This window comes from Psychromonas sp. KJ10-2 (assembly GCF_047323255.1).
GTDB lineage: Bacteria > Pseudomonadota > Gammaproteobacteria > Enterobacterales > Psychromonadaceae > Psychromonas.
The window spans coordinates 3,507,016-3,530,087 of sequence record NZ_CP178827.1; the positions used below are offsets into that span (position 1 = coordinate 3,507,016).

Sequence of the window (23,072 nt, forward strand, 5' to 3'; positions counted from 1 at the left end):
CGCCTTTTTTATTGTCAGTTTTTGCTATTCACAGTGAAAATTAAAAGCGCTAGGCTTTCTCAGCAATTTTCTTCAGCATAAATGATGTACCAACAAAAGCAAAGCTAGCAGTAACCATGGTTGATGCACCAAAACCACTGGCACAATCCATCTTCATATTACCGTCTGATTCAGCTTTCTCTTTACACACTTCCCCGTTTAAATCTGGGTAACTTAACTGTTCAGTAGAAAACACGCAGTTAATTCTGAATTTACGTTTAGGGTTTGTTGTAAAGTTAAAGTGGCGGCGTAATTCTGAACGCACTTTAGCAGCTAAAGGGTCTTGAATCGTACGTGCTAAGTCAGTGACTTGAATTTGTGTTGGATCTAACTGTCCACCTGCGCCACCACAGGTTAATAATGGGTATTTATTACGCTTACAATGCGCCACTAACGCGACTTTTGCATGGATACTATCAATGGCATCAAAGATGTAATCCATATTGCTATTTAAATAATCAAAGCAGTTTTGTTTATCAATAAAATCATCAATACAGTTAACGATAATATCTGGGTTGATCTGTTTACAGCGAGCAGCCATCACATCAATTTTTTGTTGGCCAACGGTGTCCGCTAACGCATGGACTTGACGGTTAGTATTAGTCACACATAAATCGTCCATATCGATTAAGGTAATTTGACCAATACCTGAGCGTGCTAATGATTCTACTACCCACGATCCGACACCACCAATCCCAACCACACAGACATGGCTGTCTTTAAATTTGTTTAATGCACGTGTGCCATATAAGCGTTTAATGCCACCAAAGCGGTTTTCATATTGTTCGTTCATGGGTAACTCATGTTGATTTTGGAAGCAGGATTATACTGCCTGTTATTGAATATGCAAAAAACAGTATTGATTTTCCAGCTAAGAAAGGAAGCATTTCACCTACTTATTAGAAATAATTACCTGTTTATCAATTAGTTTGATCAAAGTATAAGAATGCGAATATTTCACAACAAAATAGTGAATATTGCGTGATAAGTTCGTGATATCTACTCGCCATACTCTCTTCATCAACTAAGCACACTTAACTTAAGATAAAAGGGAGTTTCAACATGACAAACAAGCATTTTATTACGGCTGGACTTTTGGGGCTATTTTCGGCAACCACTCAAGCACAAGATTTAACGGTTACTGTCACTAACTTAACGCATAATATCTATTTCACTCCAATTATTGCGGGCGCACATGATTCAGCGACTGAAATCTTTGAAACCACCACAGCGGCAACAGCCGAGTTAGAGGAGTTAGCAGAAGGTGGTGATATCTCTGGTGTAAGTAGTATCTTAGGTAATGCGGGTGCAGATGTTATTGAAAATCCTGCTGGTGGTTTATTAGCATCAGGTGAATCCACTAGTTTTGTATTAAGTAATTCAAGTGGTAACGATTACCTATCTGTTGCCGCTATGATGCTTCCAACCAATGATGCCTTTATTGGTTTAGATAGCTGGGAGATCCCAAGTGAAGCCGGTACTTACACTGTTTTCTTGAATGCTTATGATGCAGGAACAGAAGTCAATGATGAATTAGCGGCAAGTATCCCAGCCTTTCCTGGTGGTGATGCAGGTTCAGGCGGTTCAGGTGTGACAACAGAAATCAGCAATGCAACTGTGCATATTCACCCTGGTGTTGTGGGGGATGATGATGCGGAAGGTGGCATTAGTGATTTAGACAATAGTTCACATCGTTGGTTAAACCCTGTTGCTAAATTGACTGTTGTTGTTAAATAGGAGGCTTTATGAGTAAATTTGCTAAAGTCACTATAGCAACCCTTGGCGGGTTAGCATTAGCAGCATGTAATGATGACTCTGATACAGTGACTATAATTGAAACACCCGTAGAGTATGAAGTGGTATTAAAGAACCTAACCAATGGTCAGCCTATTTCACCACCATCATTACTGTTACACGATACTGGCGCGCTGTTTACCGTTGGTGAATCTGCTTCTGAGGCACTAGAGCTATTAGCAGAATCAGGGGATGCGAGTGAAATATTAAGTGACACTAGCTTTATTCTCAGTTCAGCGAGTGCTAGTGGCGGTATTACCTATGGTACATCTACCTCAATTACAGTGAGTTACACCGATAATGTAAAATATTTGTCATTTGTTAGCATGTTAGGAAATAGTAATGATGCTTTCACCGGTCTTAACCAAGTGGACTTAACAGATTTAGCGCTGAATGATTCAGTCACCTACCAAACAGTGGCTTATGATGCAGGTACTGAAGCAAACACAGAAACGGCTGATACTGTACCAGGTCCAGCTTCTAACGCAGCCTCTTCGGATGGGACTGCTGGCGAAGCCTTTAATGCTGAACGAGATGATATAGATATAGTGACAATGCACCCAGGGATTGTGAGTAGTGATGATGGTTTAACTACATCAGCGTTAACTTACCAACAAAAATTCGATAACCCTGTTATGTCAGTTACCATCACTCGTACCAGGTAAACTAGTGTGACTTATTGATTGTTGACCGCTTTAACCTTCAATAAGTCTCTTTCTTAGAGAGTTGAAAATGGCAGATAGTATTTTAATCGTAGAAGATGACCAAGACATTGCAGAGTTAATAAAGGTGAATATGGAGGACCTTGGTTTAGCAGTAACACATTGTGATAATGGCGAAGATGCGATTAAACAAGCTTTAGAAAATGATTACTCATTATTAATGTTAGACCTGAATTTACCTGGTTGTAGTGGTTTAGATGTTTGTCGTAAAGTCAGAGAGAGTAAACCTGCTCAAGCAATCTTAATGCTTACCGCAAGAACCTCAGAATTAGATCGTGTCCTAGGCTTAGAGTTAGGGGCCGATGATTATATGGCGAAACCCTTCAGCGTAAGAGAGTTACAAGCACGTGTACATGCCTTACTACGCCGTGTTCATCTTTTACAAAATAACCAAACTCAAGAGCCGGTAGCCGATAACAGCGTTATTTGTCATGGCCAATTAATGATTAACCAGCGCACCCATGAAGTGGTGTTGCGTGAACAGAGTTTAGAGTTAACCTCCACTGAATTTGACCTATTGAGCTTTATGGCTCAACACCCGGGCAAGTATTCTCACGTACACAACTATTGGATAAAGTGTGGGGTTATCAGCATAGTGGTTATGAGCACACTGTAAATTCACATATTAATCGTCTTCGTAACAAGTTAGTGGCTGGTCAACCTAATTCAAATAACAAAGTATTCCCACATATCATCCAAACCGTTTTTGGTGTGGGTTATAAGTTTAGTCCGGAAGGTGTCGCTTAATGAAGGTGTCCCTTTATCAACGCATGACTCTAGCTTTAGTACTGCTGTTTATTGCCATCACCTGTGTAGTTTCTTGGTGGTCTAAGACTTTAGAAAAAGCTCTCATCACGAAGCGGAGCAGCGTCTTCATCTAGAACTTGCTGAACATTTAGGTCACGATAACCCATTATTAAAAGAGGGGGTTTATGACAAAGGTGCGCTTAAAAACCTGTTTCATAGCTTAATGATTTTAGGGCCTAGTTTTGAATTTTATTTTATTTCTCCAAGTGGCCAATTAGTTAGCTACTCTGCTGAAAAGAGTGCAATAAAGCGCCAACAGATTAATGTGGCACCCTTAGTGGATTTTATCAATCGTAAAAAATCATTGCCTATTTATGGTGATGATCCTCGTGATAGTAATCAGCAGAAAATATTCTCTGCGGCACCTATTTATAACGATGAAAACCTACAAGGGTATTTATATGTGATCATTGGCGGTCAAGCCTATGACTCCGCTTTTGCTGATGTAGAGTCTGATTTACTGCGCTCGCAATCGGTTATTTTTATATTAGCTGTGGTGGTCGCTTTCTTTTTAGTATCGATCATCTTATTACGTATTTTAACTAATCCTTTAAAACAGTTGACCAATAATATCCGTGCTTTTAAAAAAGCCGGATTTGAAAAGAACAAAGTAGAGTTGCAACAGTGGCCTGCTGCAAAACATAACGAGATCCATGAACTCGGTGATGCCTTTAATGAGATGGCTGAACAAATTAATTATCAATTTGTACAACTGCAATCCATTGATAAAACCAGAAGAGAGATGTTAACGGATCTTTCTCACGACTTACGTACACCCTTGGCGGCTTTACAAGGTTACTTAGAAACCATTCAGTTACGTGGTGATGCTTTAGATAAAGAACAACATCTGCGCTTTATTGACATAGCGTTTAAAAATGCCAATCAATTAAAAAAGCTGGTGGATCAAATTTTTGAATTAGCACATCTAGATGGTGGGCAGGTTACTTTACAATTAGAAACCTTCCCGTTACCTGAATTGTTGCATGATATTGTGGCTAAGTTTCAACATCGTTTGCAAGATAAACAATTGAAGCTAAACATTGCCCCTGAGCATTGTGACTATATGGTGTACACGGATATTGGTAAATTGGAGCGAGTGTTAAGTAACTTGATTGATAATGCCATTCGTCATAGCCATCAGGGCGGTTGTATCAGTATTGCAGTGAACGAAGAGGATAACAACAAGTTACACCTTACGGTCAGGGATAATGGAACTGGGATTCATGAGCATGAATTAGCTTATATCTTTGATGCACGTTACCGTGCAAGTAATGCCATCTTCGATAAAAAAGAACATGGTGGTTTAGGGTTAGCAATCACCCAAAAGTTATTACGTTTATTACACTCTGAGATTCGTGTAGAAAGCCAAATCGGCAAAGGTACTTCTTTTCATTTTTGCCTAAACAGAAGCTAACTCCCCCTTTAAGCATGTCACTTTCCTACCAGTGCTTACGTTTACATTTGCCGTAAGCACTGTTTTTTTATTGATGATTTTTACTTAACACGAACATTTTCATTGAAGTGCTCAATGGCTTCAACCACTCGTGTTGCACCATTTTGTATATCTTCCATAGTGATACCAGCTTCTGTTGAAAACTCTAGAGCATTGCTTACTTCTCTTTTACATTGGTCTATTAAACTCACGGCCTCTGCCATTTGTTGCACGTTATCGTTGACCACTTTACTGATCTCTTCAGTGGTGGTGTTGGTGCGTGAGGCTAGGCTTCTTACTTCATCAGCAACCACTGCAAAACCACGGCCTTGTTCACCGGCTCTAGCAGCTTCAATCGCAGCATTAAGTGCTAATAAATTAGTTTGTTCTGCAATGCCTTTTACACTGCCTGCTAGGTTACTAATATGTTCTGAATGCACATTTAAAAACTTAATGTTTTCACTGACTTTTTCCATTTGCTCCGTTAACTGCTGCATACCATTGATGGTATCTTGAATAATGCCTTTACACTTCTCCGATTGATCCTGTGTTTCACCTGAGACTTGGTGAGCTATTTGTGAGGCTTCAATGGCGGCTTGTTCCTGCTCTATTTGTGAGGTAATTAAGGTCGCAAATTTAATGATTTTATAGAGTTCACCACGGTCATTATGAATTGGATTATAGGACGCTTCTAACCAGATTTCTCGACCACCACTATCAATGCGTTTAAAGCGGTTAGAGACCGCTTCACCACTGCCTAGTTTTTCCCAGAATAGACGGTACTCATCAGTGCTTGTTTCTACAGGGTCACAGAACATACGGTGATGCTGCCCTTGAATCTCATCTAGGCGATAACCCATGCCTTGTAAAAAGTTACTGTTGGCTGTGATCACTTCGCCGGTAGGTGTAAACTCAATAGTAGACATAGAGCGATTTATAGCCGCTAATGTGTCTTGTTGTTGACGTGAGTGTTCGATAGTACGTGTTAATTCAGTACAGAAAACCACAAATGAAGCTAAATTATTTTGCTCATCTACAATCGGTTCAATTATGGATCTAAGCCAAGTTAATTCCCCATTGCTTTTATCTGCTTGCACTGCGCCGTGCCAACTATTACCTGAGAGTAATGCTGCTTTTAAAGCCTTAAAATGGGCTGTATCTCGGTAGTGTTCTGGTACCATTTCTGTGAAATGTTTGCCTTCAATGTCATTGATCTTGAAACCTAACTCCGTTTCTGTCATATCGTTGATAGCTGTTATCTTCCCGCTTTTATCCAACGCAAAATGAATCATATCTTCTTTAAGGCTCTGGCCAACCTGTTTAAGAATAAATAGTTCGTCCTGAAGTTTTTTATTTTCTTCCTTTAATGCTTTGCTCTTAAACATGTACTTGCTCTCTAAAAAGTTGTTTATAAAAAATACACTATGGATAAGAGTGTAGTTAATTTAATTAAAAAGTGGTAATTAAATGATGATAAATTAGTGTTTTAGAGGGGGATAAATGAATTTATTTAAAAGATAGTTTTCATATCTTTCGTGTTTTCATCACGTACGTAATTTCTCTACTTTATAACAGACACAAAAAAGCCAAGCTAAATGCTTGGCTTATAATATCTTAAAGCTAATTAACTAAAAATTAGTTAGATGCTTCAACGATAGTTTTCATGTCCTTCATGTAACCGCGTAATTTCTTACCTACGATTTCTACTGGGTGGTTACGAATCTCTTCGTTGATTTCGATTAAGCGAGCGTTATCAACAGAGTTAGATTTAACTGTTAATGCTTTACCTAGGAACTCAGGGTTCATTGCTTTAACGAAGTCTGCAAGTAGTGGTTTTGCAGCGTGGTCAAATAGGTAACAACCGTACTCAGCTGTATCAGAGATAACAACGTTCATTTCGTAAAGTTTCTTACGAGCGATGGTGTTAGCGATTAGTGGCGTTTCATGTAGAGACTCGTAGTATGCAGACTCTTCGATGATACCTGATGCAGTCATTGCTTCAAATGCAAGTTCAACACCTGCTTTGATCATTGCTACTAGGAAGATACCGTGGTCGTAGAATTCTTGCTCATCGATTTCCATGTCACCAGCTGGTTGTTTTTCGAAACCAGTTTCAGCTGTTGCTGCACGCCATTTTAGTAGGTTAACGTCATCGTTAGCCCAATCAGCCATCATAGTTGCAGAGAATTCACCTTCAATGATGTCATCCATGTGCTTGTTGAATAGCGGACGTAGGATATCTTTAAGTTCTAAAGACATATCGAATGCTTTGATTTTAGCAGGGTTAGATAGACGATCCATCATGTTAGTGATACCGCCGTATTTAAGACCTTCAGTTACAGTTTCCCAACCGTATTGAATTAGTTTTGAAGCGTATGCTGGCTCAAGACCGTCAGCAACCATTTTTTCAAAACCTAAGATTGCGCCAGTTTGTAACATACCACATAAGATAGTTTGCTCACCCATCAGGTCAGATTTAACTTCAGCAACAAAAGAAGACATAAGAACACCAGCACGGTCACCACCAGTAGCAGATGCGTATGCTTTAGCCCATGCTAAACCGTGGTTTTGTGGGTCATTTGCAGGGTGAACAGCGATTAGTGTTGGTACACCGAAACCACGTTTGTATTCTTCACGTACTTCAGAACCAGGACATTTAGGTGCACACATGATAACAGTGATATCTTCACGTACTTGCATACCTTCTTCAACGATGTTGAAACCGTGAGAGTAAGCTAGTGTAGAACCTTCTTTCATTAATGGCATTACTGCACCAACAACCGCTGTGTGTTGTTTGTCAGGAGTTAGGTTACATAGTAAGTCAGCTTGTGGAATTAGCTCTTCGTAAGTACCAACTGTGAAACCATTTTCAGTTGCATTTTTCCAAGATTGACGTTTTTCAGCGATTGCTTCAGCACGTAATGTGTAAGAAACGTCAAGACCTGAGTCACGCATGTTAAGACCTTGGTTAAGACCTTGCGCACCACAACCGATGATAACTACTTTTTTGCCTTTTAATGCTTCACAACCGTCAGCAAATTCGCTGCGATCCATAAAACGACATTGACCTAGTTGATGTAACTTCTCACGTAGAGGAAGAGTATTAAAGTAGTTAGCCATGTTAGCTGCACTCCGAAATAAATTAATAGGGGAAATGACATTTTAATAAGGGGTCATTTGAATTCGGGAGTCACTATAACGCATATCGAGTATTGCGCAAAATGATATATTAGCAATGTTACGTTGCGTTAAATGAAATGATACAATGGCAGTATTGCATTTAGTGAAGTGAATCTTACTTTTATCATACAAATGTGAGCATCACGATATCATGAAGGTTATTTTGCGATTATGATGTATTTTTTTAATGGTCCACTTACTATTGTCTTTATTTGTTAACTTATTGTATAAAAAGGAGTTTATATGCCTTCACTGGTGTTGCCAGGAGAGTTAGTCTCTAGCCAATGGTTAGCAGAACATAGAGACCACCCCGATTTAATCTTGCTAGATGCCAGTTGGCACATGCCATTAACGCAACGTAACGGTTATCAAGAATGGTTAAATGAACGTATCGATAACGCGCAATTTTTTGATTTTGATCGTGAAGTTTGTGATCAAGAGTCAGCTTTTCCACATATGATGCCTACCCCACAACATTTTGAATTATCTGCTCAGCTACTAGGTATCAACAATAATAGCGTGATTGTGGTTTATGATAGTTTAGGGATTTTCTCTAGTCCGCGTGTTTGGTGGATGTTTAAAACCATGGGCTTCAACCATGTGGCAGTATTAGATGGTGGTTTACCTGCATGGAAAGAGGCGGGATTACCTTTGAATATTCAACCACCACAAAAAGTAGCTCATCAAGGAGATTTTAAAGCGGTTTATCATGCCGACTTAATCAGTGATACCGAGCAAGTGGTTGATGCTATAGAAGATAAACAAGTGGCAATCATTGATGCGAGAGCAAGAAATCGCTTTTTAGGGGAAGTACCTGAGGCACGTAAAGGGTTGCGATCTGGTCATATGCCAACGGCAATTAATTTACCGATCAGCGAAGTGCTACATAACCAAACCATGAAAAATGCCTATCAACTAGCACAAATATTTGAAGCATTAATGCCACAAAAACAGCGCATGGTATTTAGTTGTGGTTCAGGTGTAACTGCCTGCATTCTTGCCTTAGCCGCTAAGTTAGCGGGGTACGATGCATTAAGTGTTTATGATGGATCCTGGAGCGAGTGGGGCGCGAATCAAACCCTGCCTGTAGTACAATCAAAACAAAGTACTAGTCATGGACACTAAATCACTACAAATTTTTGTGCATTTAAGTCAAAGCCTGCATTTCTCTAAAACCGCATTGGCGATGCACGTTAGCCCCTCTACGTTAAGTCGTTTAATTCAGCGTTTAGAGGATGAGTTAGGGGCGAGTTTATTAATTCGTGATAATCGCTCTGTTGTATTAACCGATGCGGGTGTGGCGTTTAAGCAATTTGCACTACAGCAAATTGAGCAATGGGAATTATTAAAGCACTCTATTTTAAAAGACACCAATGAATTAGAAGGTGAGATTAATCTATATTGCTCAGTAACTGCTGCTTACAGTCATTTACCACCAATATTAGAACGTTTTAGACGTAACCATCCACATGTCGATATTAAGCTGACTACCGGTGACAGCGCGGTGGCTATTGAACAAGTGATGCAACATCAGGTGGACTTTGCAATCACCGCTTACCCTGATAATTTTCCTAACCGAATGCATTTTATTCCTTTGGCTGAAATTCCTTTGTCATTAATTGCCCCAACAATTCCTTGTGCAGTGACTAAATTAATTACTCATTCACCGGTTGATTGGAAACATATCCCCTTTATCTTGCCTGAGCACGGTGCTATCAGACGCCGTTTTGATACTTGGTTTCGCTCTAATAAAGTAGGTAAACCACATATTTATGCCAAAGTGGCCGGGCATGAGGCGTTAATTAGCATGGTTGCACTTGGTTGTGGGGTTGGTGTTGCACCTGATGTGGTAGTGGAAAATAGTCCAGTGCGAGACCGTGTACAAAGTTTGTCTTATGACGGAGAGTTAGCTTCTTTTAATCTAGGTGTATGTTGTTATAAAAATCGATTAAATGAACCTTTAATCGAAGCCTTTTTAAATTGCGTAGAAGCTTAATCATTTCCTAACTAAAACCAAGTTTGTTTATATTCCCATAGAATTTATTCGGGGTGAGGTTTACAATGCGTTAATAATTGAAGGAGCTTTTTATGTTAAATCCACAGAAGTTAGAAGAAATCGCAAAGCAAGTAAGTGACGCAATGCCTGAAGGTGTAAAAAGCTTTGGTAATGAAATTGATCGTAAAATCAAACAAGTGTTACAAGCACAGTTAGGCAAACTAGATATGGTAAGCCGTGAAGAGTTTGATGTACAAACACAAGTATTACTTCGCACTCGTGAAAAACTTAATGCAATGGAAGCAAAATTTGCTGAGTTAGAAAAGAAATTAGATGCATCAAGCGAAGACAAGTAGAGAGTAGAATGAAAGAACAATATTTAAAGAATGCTGAGCTATTTGTTGAGCAAGTTGCCGAGCAAGGTGAGTTATTTGGTTTATTTGATGAAAACCAAGGTTGGGCAAACTGCCATGCACATGATAATAAAGACGCGACTGCCGTTTATCTTTTTTGGTCTGATGCAAAACAAGCGGCTAAATTACAAAATGAAGAGTGGGCTGACTACCAAGTACAAAGTATCGCATTGGACGTTTTTTTGAATCTTGGTTAGATGGCATGCAAAAACAACAAGTGTTTGCAGGCGTTAACTGGGACCAAGAGTTGTGTGGTTTAGAAATTGAAGCAATGGTACTTAAAAATGCGTTAGTGGAAAACTTTCAACAAAAAGAGGTTGAAACTGCTGAAGCAGAATAACTCTATTTAGTATTATATATAAAAAAACCAAGCTATTAGCTTGGTTTTTTTATATCAGCGATAGTAATAATCGATATTACTCTTCTGGGTAAGTGCCCCAGCCGTCGTAATCGATACCAAAAGATTGTGCTAATGTCAGTAGTCTTTCCACATCTTCATAAATCGCTTCTTCATCAAGATTCATTTCAACTACCACGTCAAAACTTAAAATGATTGAACCATCTTCTAACTCTAATTCTTCTGGGTCGGTTACTTCATAACCCTTTTTAAAACACGCAACAGCGGCTTTCTCTAGGACATCAAAGTTGTCGCAAGAAAGGTGGTGTTCGATCATATAAATTGCATCTGGGTTACTACCATCTTCCAACACGGCTTCTACAATATCGGCAGTCTCTTCAGCAAACTCGGCTAATAGCTCTTCAAATGTAAGTTCTTCTGACATGTTTATCTCTTCTATATCAAGGTTTACGGTTGTGGCGTAGACCTATTGCCAGCCACTCGTATCTGTACGTTTTAGTTAATCGCAACAACCTGGGTTGTTATCTGGGCGGTTAACTTCTTTATTAAGTTGTTTGTATTTCGCTAGCATTATCTCATGAGAGTCATTCATTAAACGGCGAATTTCACGTTTTTTGTATTGAGTAATATCAATCGGCTCTAACATCTCAACAATTACTTCACCGTTGTCCCAACGATTTAGTTTAACTTGATCATGTGTGTTTGAAATAACGGTAGGTACTACGTTAACACCCGCTTGCAGTGCCGTATGGAAAGCCCCCATTTTAAATGGCATTAAACCACGACCTCGGCTACGGGTTCCCTCTGGGAAAATCCATACCGCTAGGTCTTTTGCACGCATCTGATTAACCACGTCAGTAATGGTGTTTTTTGATTTATCTTTATTATCTCGGTCAATTAAGATGTTACCGGTTAACCAGTAGATAATGCCAAAGAAAGGCACTAACACTAAGCTCTTTTTACCAATAGTAACTGAGCCAGGTTGAACAGCACCCGTAGTGGTTACCATATCGTAGTTATTTTGGTGATTTGCAATATACACCACTGAGCCATTATTTTTAGCACTTTCAGGTATTCTAATGGTGACTTTTAAGCCCACTAAACGTGACATTTTGCTAAATAGCATAGCAAAGTGGTAAGTATTTTTAGGGTTACGTGGACTCAAAATGCAGTAAAACAGTGAGTACACGCTCATTAAAATAACGACAGCAATAATTAAAATTGCTCTGATAATAAATAACATAGTTTATGAATTCTCTTCTTGTTCAGGTTCAGAGGTGATGATTTCAATATTATCAACGCGCTGCAATCCACGTGGTAATTTATTACCGCGACGACCACGCTCACCTTGATAATGGGCCAAATCATTTGGTTTAAGGGTGAGCTTGCGTTTCCCTGCATGAAGGGTGACTGCACTCTCTGGTGATATAATTTTCAGCATAGTAACAAACTCTTCTCGTTTAGTCGCTTTTGCTGTCATGATGTTAATCATCTTGTTGCCTTTACCTTTGCTTAAACTTGGTAGGCTAGCAACAGGGAAGATCAACATACGGCCTTCATTACTAATAGTTAAACACAAATCATCTTTATTATTAGATAGTTTCTGTGGTGCGATAAGCTGTGCGTTAGTGGTTAAGTTGATTAACGCTTTACCATTTTTGTTACGGCTATTAATGTCGCTTAGATTAGCAATAAAACCATAACCATGGTCACTGCTGATGATATAACGATCTGTTTCATCACCCATTAATACACAGGCAAAAGGCACGTTTTCATTTTGATTAAAGCGACCAGTAAGTGGTTCACCTTGAGTACGTGCTGAAGGTAATGAATGCGCATCAAGCGAATATACTCGACCGGATGTATCAATAAACAAACAACTTTGATTACTCTTACCTTGGCAGCTGGTTAAGTACTCATCACCGGCTTTAAAACTTAAAGCTTGTGGGTCAACATCATGACCTTTTGCACTTCGCACCCAGCCTTGGGTTGATAATACGACGGTTACCGACTCGCTTGGCATTAATTCTTTTTCAGTTAAAGCTTTAGCTTCTTCTCTTTCCACCATAGGAGAGCGGCGATCATCCCCGTATTTATCAGCGTCAGCTTTGATCTCTTTTTTCACTAGGGTATTAAGGCGACGGTCTGAACCGAGCAATAACTCTAATTTCTTCTGCTCTTCCGATAGTTCAGCCATTTCACCACGGATTTGAATCTCTTCAAGCTTAGCTAATTGACGTAATTTAATTTCTAAAATAGCGTGTGCTTGTGTTTCAGATAAGTCATAGCGTGATATCAATTCTGCTTTTGCATCATCGTAAGTACGGATGATTTCAATCACTTCATCAATATTTAAGTAGGCGATTAATAAACCTTCTAAAATATGTACGCGTGCAAGGATTTTATCTAAACGATGTTGTAAACGGCGACGTACGGTATTACGACGATACACTAGCCATTCACTCAGAATCGTTACTAATCCTTTCACGCTTGGACGTTGGTTTAGCCCTAGCATGTTTAAGTTAACTTTATGGCTAACTTCTAAATCAGTAGAAGCAAATAGATGATTCATTAATGCTTCGATATCAATACGATTTGAGCGAGGAATGATAACTAAGCGAGTTGGGTTTTCATGGTCAGATTCATCACGTAAATCTGCCACCATCGGCAGTTTTTTATCCTGCATCTGTTTCGCGATATCTTTTAATATTTTACCGCCAGACACTCGATGAGGTAATGCTGTTACCACTATCTCGCCATTTTCTACGGCAAATACGGCACGGCTTTTAAAGCTACCACGACCGGTTTTGTAGATATTGATAATCTCTTTACGTGGAGTAATGATCTCGGCCTCAGTAGGGTAATCTGGGCCTTGCACAAATTCCATCAAGTCTTCAAGTTGTGCTTTGGGATTGTCGATTAGGTGTAGACAAGCTTCAGCTACTTCACGCGCATTATGCGGCGGAATATCGGTTGCCATACCAACAGCAATACCTGTGATCCCGTTCAATAGAATGTGTGGTAAACGTGCAGGTAATAATTCAGGCTCTTTTAACGTACCATCAAAGTTAGGCTTCCAATCGGTAGTTCCTTGTCCAATCTCTGATAACAGTAATTCTGAAAAGGCAGATAAACGCGATTCCGTATAACGCATTGCTGCGAATGATTTCGGATCGTCGGGAGCACCCCAGTTGCCTTGACCATCAATCAATGGGTAACGGTATGAGAAAGGTTGAGCCATTAATACCATGGCCTCATAACAGGCACTGTCACCATGTGGGTGGTATTTACCTAATACGTCACCTACGGTACGTGCTGATTTTTTATATTTGGCTAAAGCAGATAACCCCAATTCAGACATCGCATACACGATACGTCGTTGAACAGGTTTTAAACCGTCACTGATATGCGGTAAGGCACGATCCATGATCACATACATGGAGTAGTTAAGGTAGGCATCTTCAGTAAATTTAGCGAGCGATAGTTGCTCAATGCCTTCTAAACTCATGTCTATGACTTCACTCATATTTTACAACCCTGTAATTAAAAATAACTAGTTAAAGGTAGAGTATACAGTAGTTGTATTGCAAGACAGAAATAGAAATGAATTTGTGTGGATGAAATATGGTGTTTTTTGCTTTAAAACAACGGTGAAGGTAAGAAAGAGGTGACTTTTTAGTGGTTAAAAGCAGATTAATCACTGTACTTGTATGAGTGAATAATCTGCTTTGGTATTTCTTTAAAATTTATAGTTGTGCAAAAGCTTTTTTAGCAGCGGCAATGGTATTGCTAATATCTTGGTCTGTATGTGCTAACGATAAGAAGCCCGCTTCAAAAGCTGAAGGTGCTAGGTAAACACCTTCTTCTAACATTAGGTGGAAGAATTTTTTAAATCGTTCTACATCACAAGCACACACTTGTTGGAAGTTAGTCACTTCAGCTTCTTCCGTAAAGAAGAAACCAAACATACCACCCGCGTAGTTAATGCTTAATGGAATGCCTACCTCTTTAGCAGCTTGTTTAAGGCCTTCGGCTAGTTGTTTCGTTTTGATTGCTAGTTGTTTATATTCAGGTGAATCAAGTGCGGTTAATGACGCTAAGCCAGCATGCATGGCAATCGGGTTACCCGACAAAGTACCCGCTTGATAAACAGGGCCAGTTGGTGCGATAAATTGCATCACTTTATGACTACCGCCAAAAGCACCCACAGGCATACCGCCACCAATCACTTTACCAAGTGTGGTTAGGTCTGGTTTGATACTGTAATGGGCTTGTGCACCACCTAATGCAACACGAAAACCTGTCATTACTTCATCAAAGATTAACAGTGCTTGGTATTGGTCACAAATGTCACGTAAGCCTTCCAGGAAACCTTCCACTGGAGGAATACAGTTCATGTTACCTGCTACTGGTTCAACGATGATACAAGCAATCTGCTCTGGGTATTCTTCAAATAAAGCTCTAACCGAAGCAAGGTCATTAAAGTTCGCGGTTAATGTGTGTTTTGCAAAATCAGCTGGGATTCCTGGCGAGCTTGGTTGGCCTAAAGTTAGTGCGCCTGAGCCTGCTTTTACTAACAAAGAATCAGCGTGACCATGGTAACAACCTTCAAACTTTAAGATTTTATCGCGATTAGTGTAACCACGGGCAAGACGAATTGCACTCATGGTTGCTTCTGTACCTGAACTCACCATACGCACTTGTTGCATAGAAGGAACTAGTTGCTGCACTTTTTCAGCCATGGTGATTTCAATTTCAGTGGGTGCGCCGAAACTTAATCCATTTTCTGCTGCCTCAATCACAGCTTGTTTAATCGCAGGGTGGTTATGCCCTAAGATCATTGGGCCCCATGAGCCAACATAGTCAATATATTGTTTATCATCAACATCATAGATATAAGCATCTTGTGCTTTTTGTATAAATAATGGGCCGCCACCAACGCCATTAAATGCGCGAACCGGCGAGTTTACGCCACCAGGAATAATAGATTGTGCTCGATTAAATAACTCTGATGATTTGCTCATAATTTCCCATTAATGATTTTTAAAATGATTAAAACAGCAATATACCCATGAAAAAACAAGATGCAACTGAGAAAGTAGTTAGATCAGTGCTTTTTAACAGGGTTTCTTTGTAAAATCTTTGCTAACATGGCAGGAATAAGTCTACGAGTGACTATTCTTTTTATAATACTGGTTTTTTACCGCTTTTTTGCTTTAGGTTGTATCGCAATTATGAAAATAGCAGTGCCCATTGTGTTTGTTAATGGAATTAAAAGTTTCATTGATCGTTTCTTTACCCGTAAAAGTAGTGCGTTATTAATTTGGTTATCTGTTTTTATCGGGTTACTTGCTGGTAGTGTTTCTGCTTTATTTGACCATGGTATTATTTTAGTCTCTGAAATGCGCTTAGACTTTATTCATCGTTATGGTGAAGGTGATATTCCCCTTTGGTTAATTGCTATTCCTGTTTCCTCGATCATGGCCGCCACGGCTTTCTACATTACTCATCGTTTTGCCCCTGAAGCGGGCGGTAGTGGTATTCCAGAAATTGAAGGTGCCATGGAAGGAATGCGTCCAGTACGTTGGAGACGCGTTATCCCAGTCAAATTTTTGGGTGGTTTGTTAGCCTTAGGCAGTGGTATGGCGCTGGGGCGAGAAGGGCCGTCGGTGCAACTGGGCGCCAATGTCGGGCGTATGATTTCAGATCTATTTAAAGTGAATAAAGTGGATGCACAAGCGTTACTAGCGGCAGGTGCTGCGGGTGGATTAGCGGCTGCTTTTAATGCACCACTGGCTGGTATTATGTTTGTTATCGAAGAGATGCGTTCGCAGTTTAATTATAGTTTAACCTCTACTAAAAGTGTCTTCTTAAGTGCGGTGATGGCGACCATAGTGATGCGTCTATTTACAGATCAAGACGCGGTGGTAACCGTTACTCAATACTCTCATCCCGATTTACATACACTGGGTTTTTACCTTATTTTAGGTTTCTGCTTTGGTGTTATTGGCATCTATTTTAATAAAATGATTCTAGCTACGCAGGATATTTATCTTTCTATCCACAAAGGTCGTCGCTGGTATTTTGTTGGCATTGGTGCATTCCTTGGCGCTATCTTTGGGGCGTTATCGATTGTTGCGCCAGATGTTGCCTTTAGTGGTATTGAGTTGATACCACATGTTGAAGGTGGGCACTTCTTAGCCGGTGGATTATTACTTCTATTCTTAGTACGTACTTTTACCACTTTAATCAGTTTTGGTTCAGGCGCACCGGGTGGTGTATTTGCTCCAACACTGGCTTTAGGCACATTATTTGGTATGTTGTTTGGGGTTATTGCTCAAGCTTTATTCCCTGATTTAATCACTGAGCCTGGTGCATTTGCGATTGCTGGTATGGGCGGGCTATTTGCTGCAACAGTACGTGCTCCTATTACGGGAATATTATTGGTTATTGAGATGACCAGTAACTATGAAATGATTCTGCCATTAATTGTGACCTGTTTAGGGGCTACCATGGTGGCTCAAACATTAGGTGGACGACCTATCTATACGCAATTATTAGAAAGAACCTTAAAACTAGCTATGCGTGCTAAACGTCAAGAAGCAACAGATAAAGCGATGGGACGTGTTTCTGGTAAATACGCCAAGCAGGATAAGTAAGAAGACAGTGATGAAGCAATTGAAAATAAGCTTTTTAAAATGGTTGTTGATCAGCCTGATCTGTATCTATTTTGGCTTTATGGTGGGTAAGTTTAAGCAGGATATTCTACAACATAAGGTGCAATCATTAGCCTTAGATGTAGAAAGCCTGACCTTAGAGAATACTCAACTCACTGAGCGTCTTAACCTAATACAAGCAGATTATAACTCTGAAAAACAAGTGCATAGCGTATTAGAAAAAGAAAATCTTACGTTGAATAATGCCTTAGATGCAAGCAACAACAAGCTGTATTTTTATGAGCAAGTGGTGGCGCCTGAACTGTCAAAAGCAGGGCTTAATATCTACTCCTTTGATGTTACTGCTGGTGAAGAGCAGGGGACTTGGTTATTTGAAGTGGTATTAATGCAAGGCCAAAAAGGGCGACATGAATTAAATGGCAAAGTTGAAATCACCTTTGCTAGTGCCGATGGCGATCAGAAAATCAGCTTAAAAGATCTGAATACCAATTTTGATTCTGCTTTTAAGTTTAAGTACTTCCAGCACCTCAAAGGCAGTTTTACCTTGCCTGAACAAGCAACAGTTGAGCAAATTTTTGTGGTCGCTGAAGCTAAAGCGTCAAAATGGAGTCGTTCGCAACGTATTGAAAAAGTATACGATTGGAAGAACTTTATTGAAGATGGTGCGACTTCTTTAGAAGAATTAGCGACTCAATCGGAATAACTAGCATAGATAAACCGCTGCTAATACTTGAACAAACTAGTCAAGCATTAGATAATAGCCTTGGGCACATTAATAGGATTACAAAGTTAAATGACAAGTGAAGTAGAAATGGCATTACCGATTTATTTCAGTGATAGCGCAGCAAATCGAGTAAAAACATTGATTGCAGAAGATAATAATCCTGATCTTAAGTTACGAGTGTATGTAACTGGTGGTGGCTGTTCTGGTTTTTCATATGGCTTTACTTTCGATGAAAAAATTAATGACGATGACACCTTAATTGAAAACTGTGGAGTGACTTTAGCGGTTGATCCAATGAGTTTACAATACTTAGTAGGCGGTACCGTTGACTTTGTAGATGGGTTAGAAGGCTCTCGTTTCCTAGTAAATAATCCTAATGCAACATCAACCTGTGGTTGTGGTTCATCATTCTCTATTTAAAATAATGGCTATTATTAGCCATTATTAAATTGGTACTTATTTTATCTCCCCTATAAAGTAAGTACCAATTCCCCATTCAACCAGCTTTATTATAACCTCTTAATGCTAATTAGTATTTATCAATCAAATACCACTATTTCTGTCTTCTGCTGGGACTATTTTTATGAGCCAAACAGCGTAATATAATCACCACAAGTTATTTAGTGTGATTGGTATTCTATTTGTTATAACATGCGTGAAAATTAACTTATATTTACCTAGGAATTAACAATCATATGTTAGAAAACTTCATCTATATTTCAGATTTAATCGGGGTTATAACCTGTGCTATTTCTGGTGTATTAGTGGCGACCAGGTTACGAATGGATCCTTTTGGTATTACCGTATTAGCGGGGTTACTGGTATTGGTGGTGGTACGCTACGTGATATGATGATGGGCGCAACACCAGTATTTTGGATTGTTGATAATACTTATATTTACGTGATTCTCCTAAGCGCTTTAGTGAGTGTGTTATGGTTGCATCGAATCCATCGTTTTCCAGCGTATCTGTTACCTATTTTTGATGCCTTTGGTCTCGCTATATTCACCATTGTTGGTGCGCAAAAAGCCTTGATGTTAGGTTTTAGTGGTCCGGTTGCTATCGTCATGGGCTGTATTACAGGTGTTGTAGGGGGCATGATTCGAGATATTTTAAGTGGACAAATCCCCTTTGTATTGCAAAAGGAGATTTACGCAACCGCCTCTATTTTAGGGGCGACGTTATATGTGTTATGTGACTATATTGCATTAGGGCCTATTTTCTCCATGGCGATTGCTATGCTAGGTACTTTATCCTTAAGACTGTGTGCTATTTATTACCATTTATCATTGCCTGTGTTCAGTAATGATAGGGAAGCATAAAAGGCATTATTGGTATTTTCTCGTTTATTTAACATTCTTTAAACAATTGTTTTGCAAACATAAACTTCTAATTGATAAACTCTATCGTCTAGTATGAATTGTCAATTGTTGTGATTAATAGGTAGGGAAATGGAAGCAGTAACAAATTCAACACAACTGATTAATTGGTTTCGTAATTCAGCGCCATATATTAATGCGCATCGTCATAAAACCTTTGTGTTAATGATTGGTGGTGAAGCATTAGAAACAGATAACTTTCAATATATTATCAATGATATTGCACTACTTAATAGCTTAGGCGTTAAGTTGGTGTTAGTGCACGGTGTCCGTCCGCAAATTCAAAAACAGCTAGAGATGAATGGTCACAGCAGTGAGTTCTATCAAGATGTTCGAATCACCGATGATCGCAGCTTAGAATTAATCAAACAAGCAATCGGGCGAGTACAGATAGAGTTACAGGCTGGTTTATCAATGGGGCTGGTGAACTCTCCTATGCAAGGTGCCGCGATTCGCACTGTGATCAGCAATGTTGTCACAGCACAACCTATTGGTGTTAAAGATGGCATCGACTTGTGTCATGCAGGCAAGGTTAGACGTATTGATGTTGAAGGCTTACGTACTCAGCTATCTTCTGGTGCAATTCCGATTATTTCTCCTATTGGTTATTCGGTAACTGGCGAGGTATTTAACCTGTTAGCGGAGGAGGTTGCGACACAAGTTGCCATTGATTTAAAAGCCGACAAACTCATTGGCTTCTGCTCTAACCAAGGTGTGTTAGATGAACAGGGCAATGTTATTTCAGAGCTATTGCCTGAACAAGCGCAAGAACATATTGATAGAAACGAACTATTATCAGGACAAGCATCGGGGACTTTACGTTTTTTACGTGCCGCTGTTGCTGCTTGCCAAGCAGATGTAACACGTTGCCATCTTCTCAGCTACCATCAAGATGGGGCTTTATTAAAAGAACTGTTTACTCGTGATGGTACCGGCTCGCAAATAGTGAAAGAGAGTTATGAGCAAATACGTCCAGCGACCATTGATGATATTGGTGGTTTGTTGCAATTAATTGAACCTCTTGAAAAGCAGGGGATATTGGTTAAACGCTCTCGTGAACTATTAGAGAATGAGATTGAATCTTTCTTTATCGTAGAGCGAGACGGCATGGTGATCGGCTGTGCTGCTTTATATCCATTCCCAGATGATAAAACCTAGGAGTTAGCTTGTTTAGTGAGCCACCCTAAATACCGTAGAGCGGCGCGTGCCGATAACTTAGTCGCGCATGTAGAACGAAGAGCTCGACAGTTAGGCTTAGAATCTATTTTTGTTTTAACCACACAAAGTATTCATTGGTTTAGAGAGCGCGGTTTTGTGTTTGCTGAGATAAATCATTTACCGAACGCTAAAAAAGAGATGTATAACCTGAAGCGTAACTCTAAGGTGCTTGTTAAAAAAATAATATGATTAAAACCAGTGCCACACTAAAAGGGATTTTCTTTAATAAGCTAAATAAACATAACGGCTTATTGAAAGGTTCCTCCTTGTTAATTCATACTCTAGCGGTAGGCTTGATACTTATCGCCTCATCCTCTGTTGCGCTTGCTAAAGATAAATATGTATCAATAGGCACGGGTGGCATTAGTGGTGTGTATTATCCAACCGGTGGGGCTATCTGCTTTTTACTGAATCAAGTCAGAGGTGTTGATAATATCCATTGCGATATTAAAAGCACACCGGGCTCTATCTATAATTTAGAAGCGTTAAAGAATAAAAAAATTGATGTTGTAGTGGTGCAGTCTGATTGGCAATTTCATGTCTATAATGGCAGCTCTTTATTTAAAGATGAGGGGAAGTTTACTGAGCTTCGCTCTCTCTTCTCAGTGCATTCCGAACCCTTTACGGTATTAGCCAGAGAAGATGCGGATATTCATAACTTTGAAGACTTAAAGGGAAAGCGCGTTAACATTGGAGCTGCTAATTCAGGGCAACGAGCCACCATGGAAATGTTATTGGACCTTTATCATTGGCAAGCATCAGACTTTGCTGAGCTGACCTCTTTAACACCTAGTGAACAAGCCCAAGCGATTTGTGATAATAAAATAGATGCTATCGTGTATGTTGTTGGGCACCCTAATAGCTCTATAAAAGAAGCCACTAGTGCCTGTAAGACGCAGCTGGTTAATGTTACTGGTGAAAAAATATCGACGCTTATTAAAAACCATGCTTACTATGAGAGTGCCAATATAGCGGCTGGTATGTACCGCGGTAGCCCAGAGCAAACTAACACCTTTGGCGTTGGGGCGACGATTGTAACGACTGCGAATTTACCTGATCATATTGCCTATGAAATGGTCAAAGCAGTATTTGAACACCACCAAGAATTTATTCAATTACATCCCTCTTTTAAAGGTTTAACAAAGCAGGAAATGGTATCGCAATATCTTACGGCGCCGATTCATCCTGGGGCACTTCGTTATTATAAAGAGGTTGGCTTATTACCATAAAAGCAGAAAGCAATAGGTATAAAAAAACCTGTTATAAAACAGGCTTTTTGCGGGGGCAATATCAAGTCATTAACTAGTTGAACTGTTTTACCAATGAAAACAACTCAACTGAAGTGACCACTATTTATGCTTACACTCACCATCTATTGGCTCACCGTAAAGATATAAACTGTGGTTGGTTAGTTTGATACCAAATTTCTCAGCGATTAGCATTTGACGCTCTTCAATGATTGGATCATTAAATTCAATCACCTCACCACATTTTAGACAAACTAAATGGTCGTGATGCTCTTTATGCGTTAATTCAAATACTGATTTTCCGCCTTCAAAATGGTGACGAGTAACTATCCCTGCATCATCAAATTGGTTTAATACACGGTAAACAGTGGCTACACCCACTTCATCACCTTGATCTAGTAATTTTTTATACAGATCTTCTGCGCTTAAATGTTGATTTTCTGGTAGTTGTAATAAACTTAAAATCTTTAAACGTGGTGATGTTACTTTTAAACCTGCTTCTTTAAGGGCTAAATTTTCATTACTCATGTTATGTCCTAAATACTTGTATGGTGAATTTAGTCAGCTAGTTCTGCTAAGCACATTTCATTATAAATTTGTTCTGACCATGCTTTCACACGTGATGCTGTTAGTTCAGGTTGACGATCTTCATCAATCCCTAAACCAATAAAGTGATTATCATCAACCATCGCTTTTGATGCTTCAAAGTCATAACCTTCAGATGACCAGTTACCAACAATAATAGCACCTTTACTTTCAACTATATCGCCTAATTGTCCCATTGCGTCTAAAAAGTACTCTGCATAGTCTTCTTGATCACCACAACCAAAGATAGCAACTAACTTATCAGTAAAGTCGATATCCTCTAAATCTGGGAAAAAATCATCCCAATCACATTGTGCTTCACCATAGTACCAAGTAGGAATTCCAAATAAAATAAGGCTGAATTCAGCGATATCTTCTTTGCTACTTTTGGCAATATCTTTTACTTCGACTAATTTGTTACCTAATTCTTTTTGTATCATTTTTGCAACAGCTTCAGTGTTACCTGTATCGCTACCAAAGAAAATACCTACGCTAGACATAC

20 protein-coding genes and 5 pseudogenes are annotated in these 23,072 nt (G+C 39.4%); 15 read left to right on the forward strand and 10 right to left on the reverse strand.

Annotated elements, in window-relative coordinates; translation table 11 throughout:
• Nucleotides 1–49: 49 nt before the first annotated feature.
• Nucleotides 50–832 carry a tRNA cyclic N6-threonylcarbamoyladenosine(37) synthase TcdA gene (tcdA, locus tag ACLKL2_RS17255; protein ID WP_113820461.1) on the reverse strand — a complete coding sequence of 261 codons (783 nt, stop codon included), beginning with the start codon at nucleotides 830–832 and terminating at the stop codon, nucleotides 50–52.
• Between the two features lie 269 nt (nucleotides 833–1,101).
• Here tcdA and ACLKL2_RS17260 point away from each other — a divergent pair, with 269 nt between their 5' ends.
• From ACLKL2_RS17260 to ACLKL2_RS17275, 4 genes and pseudogenes are all read left to right on the forward strand, one after another.
• The gene (locus ACLKL2_RS17260) at nucleotides 1,102–1,776 is read left to right on the forward strand and encodes a spondin domain-containing protein (RefSeq protein ID WP_413692596.1); all 675 of its coding nucleotides are present in this window, start codon (nucleotides 1,102–1,104) and stop codon (nucleotides 1,774–1,776) included.
• A gap of 8 nt (nucleotides 1,777–1,784) precedes the next feature.
• The gene (locus ACLKL2_RS17265) at nucleotides 1,785–2,498 is read left to right on the forward strand and encodes a spondin domain-containing protein (RefSeq protein WP_413692597.1); all 714 of its coding nucleotides are present in this window, start codon (nucleotides 1,785–1,787) and stop codon (nucleotides 2,496–2,498) included.
• Between the two features lie 67 nt (nucleotides 2,499–2,565).
• A pseudogene (locus tag ACLKL2_RS17270) lies at nucleotides 2,566–3,302 on the forward strand (response regulator transcription factor).
• A gap of 337 nt (nucleotides 3,303–3,639) precedes the next feature.
• The gene (locus tag ACLKL2_RS17275; RefSeq protein WP_413692598.1) at nucleotides 3,640–4,776 is read left to right on the forward strand and encodes a sensor histidine kinase; all 1,137 of its coding nucleotides are present in this window, start codon (nucleotides 3,640–3,642) and stop codon (nucleotides 4,774–4,776) included.
• 80 nt (nucleotides 4,777–4,856) lie between these two features.
• Here the strand turns inward: ACLKL2_RS17275 and ACLKL2_RS17280 are convergent, their stop codons facing one another.
• From ACLKL2_RS17280 to ilvC, 3 genes and pseudogenes are all read right to left on the reverse strand, one after another.
• Nucleotides 4,857–5,291 carry a methyl-accepting chemotaxis protein gene (locus ACLKL2_RS17280; RefSeq protein ID WP_413694355.1) on the reverse strand — a complete coding sequence of 145 codons (435 nt, stop codon included), beginning with the start codon at nucleotides 5,289–5,291 and terminating at the stop codon, nucleotides 4,857–4,859.
• A gap of 108 nt (nucleotides 5,292–5,399) precedes the next feature.
• A pseudogene (locus ACLKL2_RS17285) lies at nucleotides 5,400–6,179 on the reverse strand (PAS domain-containing protein); the annotation flags it as partial.
• 250 nt (nucleotides 6,180–6,429) lie between these two features.
• A complete protein-coding gene (gene ilvC, locus ACLKL2_RS17290) occupies nucleotides 6,430–7,914 on the reverse strand; it encodes a ketol-acid reductoisomerase (protein ID WP_113820467.1) in 1,485 nt (494 codons plus the stop codon).
• 303 nt (nucleotides 7,915–8,217) lie between these two features.
• Between ilvC and ACLKL2_RS17295 the strand changes: the two genes are divergently transcribed.
• From ACLKL2_RS17295 to ACLKL2_RS17310, 4 genes and pseudogenes are all read left to right on the forward strand, one after another.
• A complete protein-coding gene (locus tag ACLKL2_RS17295) occupies nucleotides 8,218–9,099 on the forward strand; it encodes a sulfurtransferase (protein WP_413692599.1) in 882 nt (293 codons plus the stop codon).
• Entirely contained in the window at nucleotides 9,089–9,970 is an 882-nt protein-coding gene (gene ilvY / locus ACLKL2_RS17300; RefSeq protein WP_413692600.1) for an HTH-type transcriptional activator IlvY, read from the forward strand. The genes ACLKL2_RS17295 and ilvY overlap by 11 nt, the downstream gene beginning before the upstream one ends.
• 92 nt (nucleotides 9,971–10,062) lie before the next feature.
• Complete coding sequence (gene ubiK, locus ACLKL2_RS17305) at nucleotides 10,063–10,326, forward strand: ubiquinone biosynthesis accessory factor UbiK (protein WP_113820470.1); 264 nt, start codon at nucleotides 10,063–10,065, stop codon at nucleotides 10,324–10,326.
• A gap of 8 nt (nucleotides 10,327–10,334) precedes the next feature.
• Nucleotides 10,335–10,723 (forward strand): annotated as a pseudogene (locus ACLKL2_RS17310) (DUF2750 domain-containing protein).
• A gap of 76 nt (nucleotides 10,724–10,799) precedes the next feature.
• Here ACLKL2_RS17310 and rraB read toward each other — a convergent pair.
• The 4 genes from rraB to hemL all read right to left on the reverse strand — a co-directional run bounded on the left by rraB (nucleotide 10,800) and on the right by hemL (nucleotide 15,765).
• Complete coding sequence (gene rraB, locus ACLKL2_RS17315; RefSeq protein WP_113820472.1) at nucleotides 10,800–11,165, reverse strand: ribonuclease E inhibitor RraB; 366 nt, start codon at nucleotides 11,163–11,165, stop codon at nucleotides 10,800–10,802.
• A gap of 75 nt (nucleotides 11,166–11,240) precedes the next feature.
• Nucleotides 11,241–11,984 (reverse strand): 1-acylglycerol-3-phosphate O-acyltransferase, encoded by a 744-nt coding sequence (locus tag ACLKL2_RS17320; RefSeq protein ID WP_113820473.1) that lies wholly within the window; start codon nucleotides 11,982–11,984, stop codon nucleotides 11,241–11,243.
• 3 nt (nucleotides 11,985–11,987) lie between these two features.
• Nucleotides 11,988–14,267 carry a DNA topoisomerase IV subunit A gene (gene parC, locus ACLKL2_RS17325; RefSeq protein ID WP_413692601.1) on the reverse strand — a complete coding sequence of 760 codons (2,280 nt, stop codon included), beginning with the start codon at nucleotides 14,265–14,267 and terminating at the stop codon, nucleotides 11,988–11,990.
• A 220-nt stretch (nucleotides 14,268–14,487) separates the two neighbouring features.
• Nucleotides 14,488–15,765 (reverse strand): glutamate-1-semialdehyde 2,1-aminomutase, encoded by a 1,278-nt coding sequence (hemL, locus tag ACLKL2_RS17330; protein WP_413692602.1) that lies wholly within the window; start codon nucleotides 15,763–15,765, stop codon nucleotides 14,488–14,490.
• 210 nt (nucleotides 15,766–15,975) lie between these two features.
• On the opposite strand from hemL, the gene clcA reads away from it, so the two are divergent.
• From clcA to ACLKL2_RS17365, 7 genes and pseudogenes are all read left to right on the forward strand, one after another.
• The gene (gene clcA / locus ACLKL2_RS17335) at nucleotides 15,976–17,400 is read left to right on the forward strand and encodes a H(+)/Cl(-) exchange transporter ClcA (protein ID WP_413692603.1); all 1,425 of its coding nucleotides are present in this window, start codon (nucleotides 15,976–15,978) and stop codon (nucleotides 17,398–17,400) included.
• A gap of 10 nt (nucleotides 17,401–17,410) precedes the next feature.
• Entirely contained in the window at nucleotides 17,411–18,121 is a 711-nt protein-coding gene (locus tag ACLKL2_RS17340; protein WP_413692604.1) for a DUF6776 family protein, read from the forward strand.
• A gap of 90 nt (nucleotides 18,122–18,211) precedes the next feature.
• On the forward strand, nucleotides 18,212–18,562 hold the full coding sequence (gene erpA / locus ACLKL2_RS17345) for an iron-sulfur cluster insertion protein ErpA (protein WP_113820478.1): 351 nt from the start codon (nucleotides 18,212–18,214) through the stop codon (nucleotides 18,560–18,562).
• A 275-nt stretch (nucleotides 18,563–18,837) separates the two neighbouring features.
• A pseudogene (locus ACLKL2_RS17350) lies at nucleotides 18,838–19,019 on the forward strand (trimeric intracellular cation channel family protein); the annotation flags it as partial.
• Nucleotides 19,020–19,175: 156 nt separating this feature from the next.
• Nucleotides 19,176–19,463 (forward strand): trimeric intracellular cation channel family protein, encoded by a 288-nt coding sequence (locus ACLKL2_RS17355; protein WP_413694356.1) that lies wholly within the window; start codon nucleotides 19,176–19,178, stop codon nucleotides 19,461–19,463.
• A gap of 129 nt (nucleotides 19,464–19,592) precedes the next feature.
• Nucleotides 19,593–20,927: pseudogene (argA, locus tag ACLKL2_RS17360) on the forward strand (amino-acid N-acetyltransferase).
• A gap of 77 nt (nucleotides 20,928–21,004) precedes the next feature.
• Entirely contained in the window at nucleotides 21,005–21,967 is a 963-nt protein-coding gene (locus tag ACLKL2_RS17365) for a TAXI family TRAP transporter solute-binding subunit (protein ID WP_413692606.1), read from the forward strand.
• A 120-nt stretch (nucleotides 21,968–22,087) separates the two neighbouring features.
• Here the strand turns inward: ACLKL2_RS17365 and fur are convergent, their stop codons facing one another.
• Both fur and fldA read right to left on the reverse strand, forming a co-directional pair.
• Nucleotides 22,088–22,513, reverse strand: a complete 426-nt coding sequence (gene fur, locus ACLKL2_RS17370) for a ferric iron uptake transcriptional regulator (protein WP_413692607.1) — start codon at nucleotides 22,511–22,513, stop codon at nucleotides 22,088–22,090.
• 29 nt (nucleotides 22,514–22,542) lie between these two features.
• Nucleotides 22,543–23,070 (reverse strand): flavodoxin FldA, encoded by a 528-nt coding sequence (fldA, locus tag ACLKL2_RS17375; protein WP_113820483.1) that lies wholly within the window; start codon nucleotides 23,068–23,070, stop codon nucleotides 22,543–22,545.
• Between the last annotated feature and the right edge of the window lie 2 nt (nucleotides 23,071–23,072).

Coding starts and splice junctions, on each gene's coding strand:
- fur (WP_413692607.1), bottom strand. CDS start 22,513: ATGAGTAATGAAAATTTAGCCCTTAAAGAAGCAGGTTTAAAAGTAACA.
- erpA (WP_113820478.1), top strand. CDS start 18,212: ATGACAAGTGAAGTAGAAATGGCATTACCGATTTATTTCAGTGATAGC.
- ubiK (WP_113820470.1), top strand. CDS start 10,063: ATGTTAAATCCACAGAAGTTAGAAGAAATCGCAAAGCAAGTAAGTGAC.
- ACLKL2_RS17340 (WP_413692604.1), top strand. CDS start 17,411: ATGAAGCAATTGAAAATAAGCTTTTTAAAATGGTTGTTGATCAGCCTG.
- parC (WP_413692601.1), bottom strand. CDS start 14,267: ATGAGTGAAGTCATAGACATGAGTTTAGAAGGCATTGAGCAACTATCG.
- ACLKL2_RS17320 (WP_113820473.1), bottom strand. CDS start 11,984: ATGTTATTTATTATCAGAGCAATTTTAATTATTGCTGTCGTTATTTTA.
- ACLKL2_RS17295 (WP_413692599.1), top strand. CDS start 8,218: ATGCCTTCACTGGTGTTGCCAGGAGAGTTAGTCTCTAGCCAATGGTTA.
- ACLKL2_RS17265 (WP_413692597.1), top strand. CDS start 1,785: ATGAGTAAATTTGCTAAAGTCACTATAGCAACCCTTGGCGGGTTAGCA.
- ACLKL2_RS17355 (WP_413694356.1), top strand. CDS start 19,176: ATGTTAGGTTTTAGTGGTCCGGTTGCTATCGTCATGGGCTGTATTACA.
- ACLKL2_RS17280 (WP_413694355.1), bottom strand. CDS start 5,291: ATGCAGCAGTTAACGGAGCAAATGGAAAAAGTCAGTGAAAACATTAAG.
- ilvY (WP_413692600.1), top strand. CDS start 9,089: ATGGACACTAAATCACTACAAATTTTTGTGCATTTAAGTCAAAGCCTG.
- hemL (WP_413692602.1), bottom strand. CDS start 15,765: ATGAGCAAATCATCAGAGTTATTTAATCGAGCACAATCTATTATTCCT.
- ACLKL2_RS17260 (WP_413692596.1), top strand. CDS start 1,102: ATGACAAACAAGCATTTTATTACGGCTGGACTTTTGGGGCTATTTTCG.
- fldA (WP_113820483.1), bottom strand. CDS start 23,070: ATGTCTAGCGTAGGTATTTTCTTTGGTAGCGATACAGGTAACACTGAA.
- tcdA (WP_113820461.1), bottom strand. CDS start 832: ATGAACGAACAATATGAAAACCGCTTTGGTGGCATTAAACGCTTATAT.
- rraB (WP_113820472.1), bottom strand. CDS start 11,165: ATGTCAGAAGAACTTACATTTGAAGAGCTATTAGCCGAGTTTGCTGAA.
- clcA (WP_413692603.1), top strand. CDS start 15,976: ATGAAAATAGCAGTGCCCATTGTGTTTGTTAATGGAATTAAAAGTTTC.
- ilvC (WP_113820467.1), bottom strand. CDS start 7,914: ATGGCTAACTACTTTAATACTCTTCCTCTACGTGAGAAGTTACATCAA.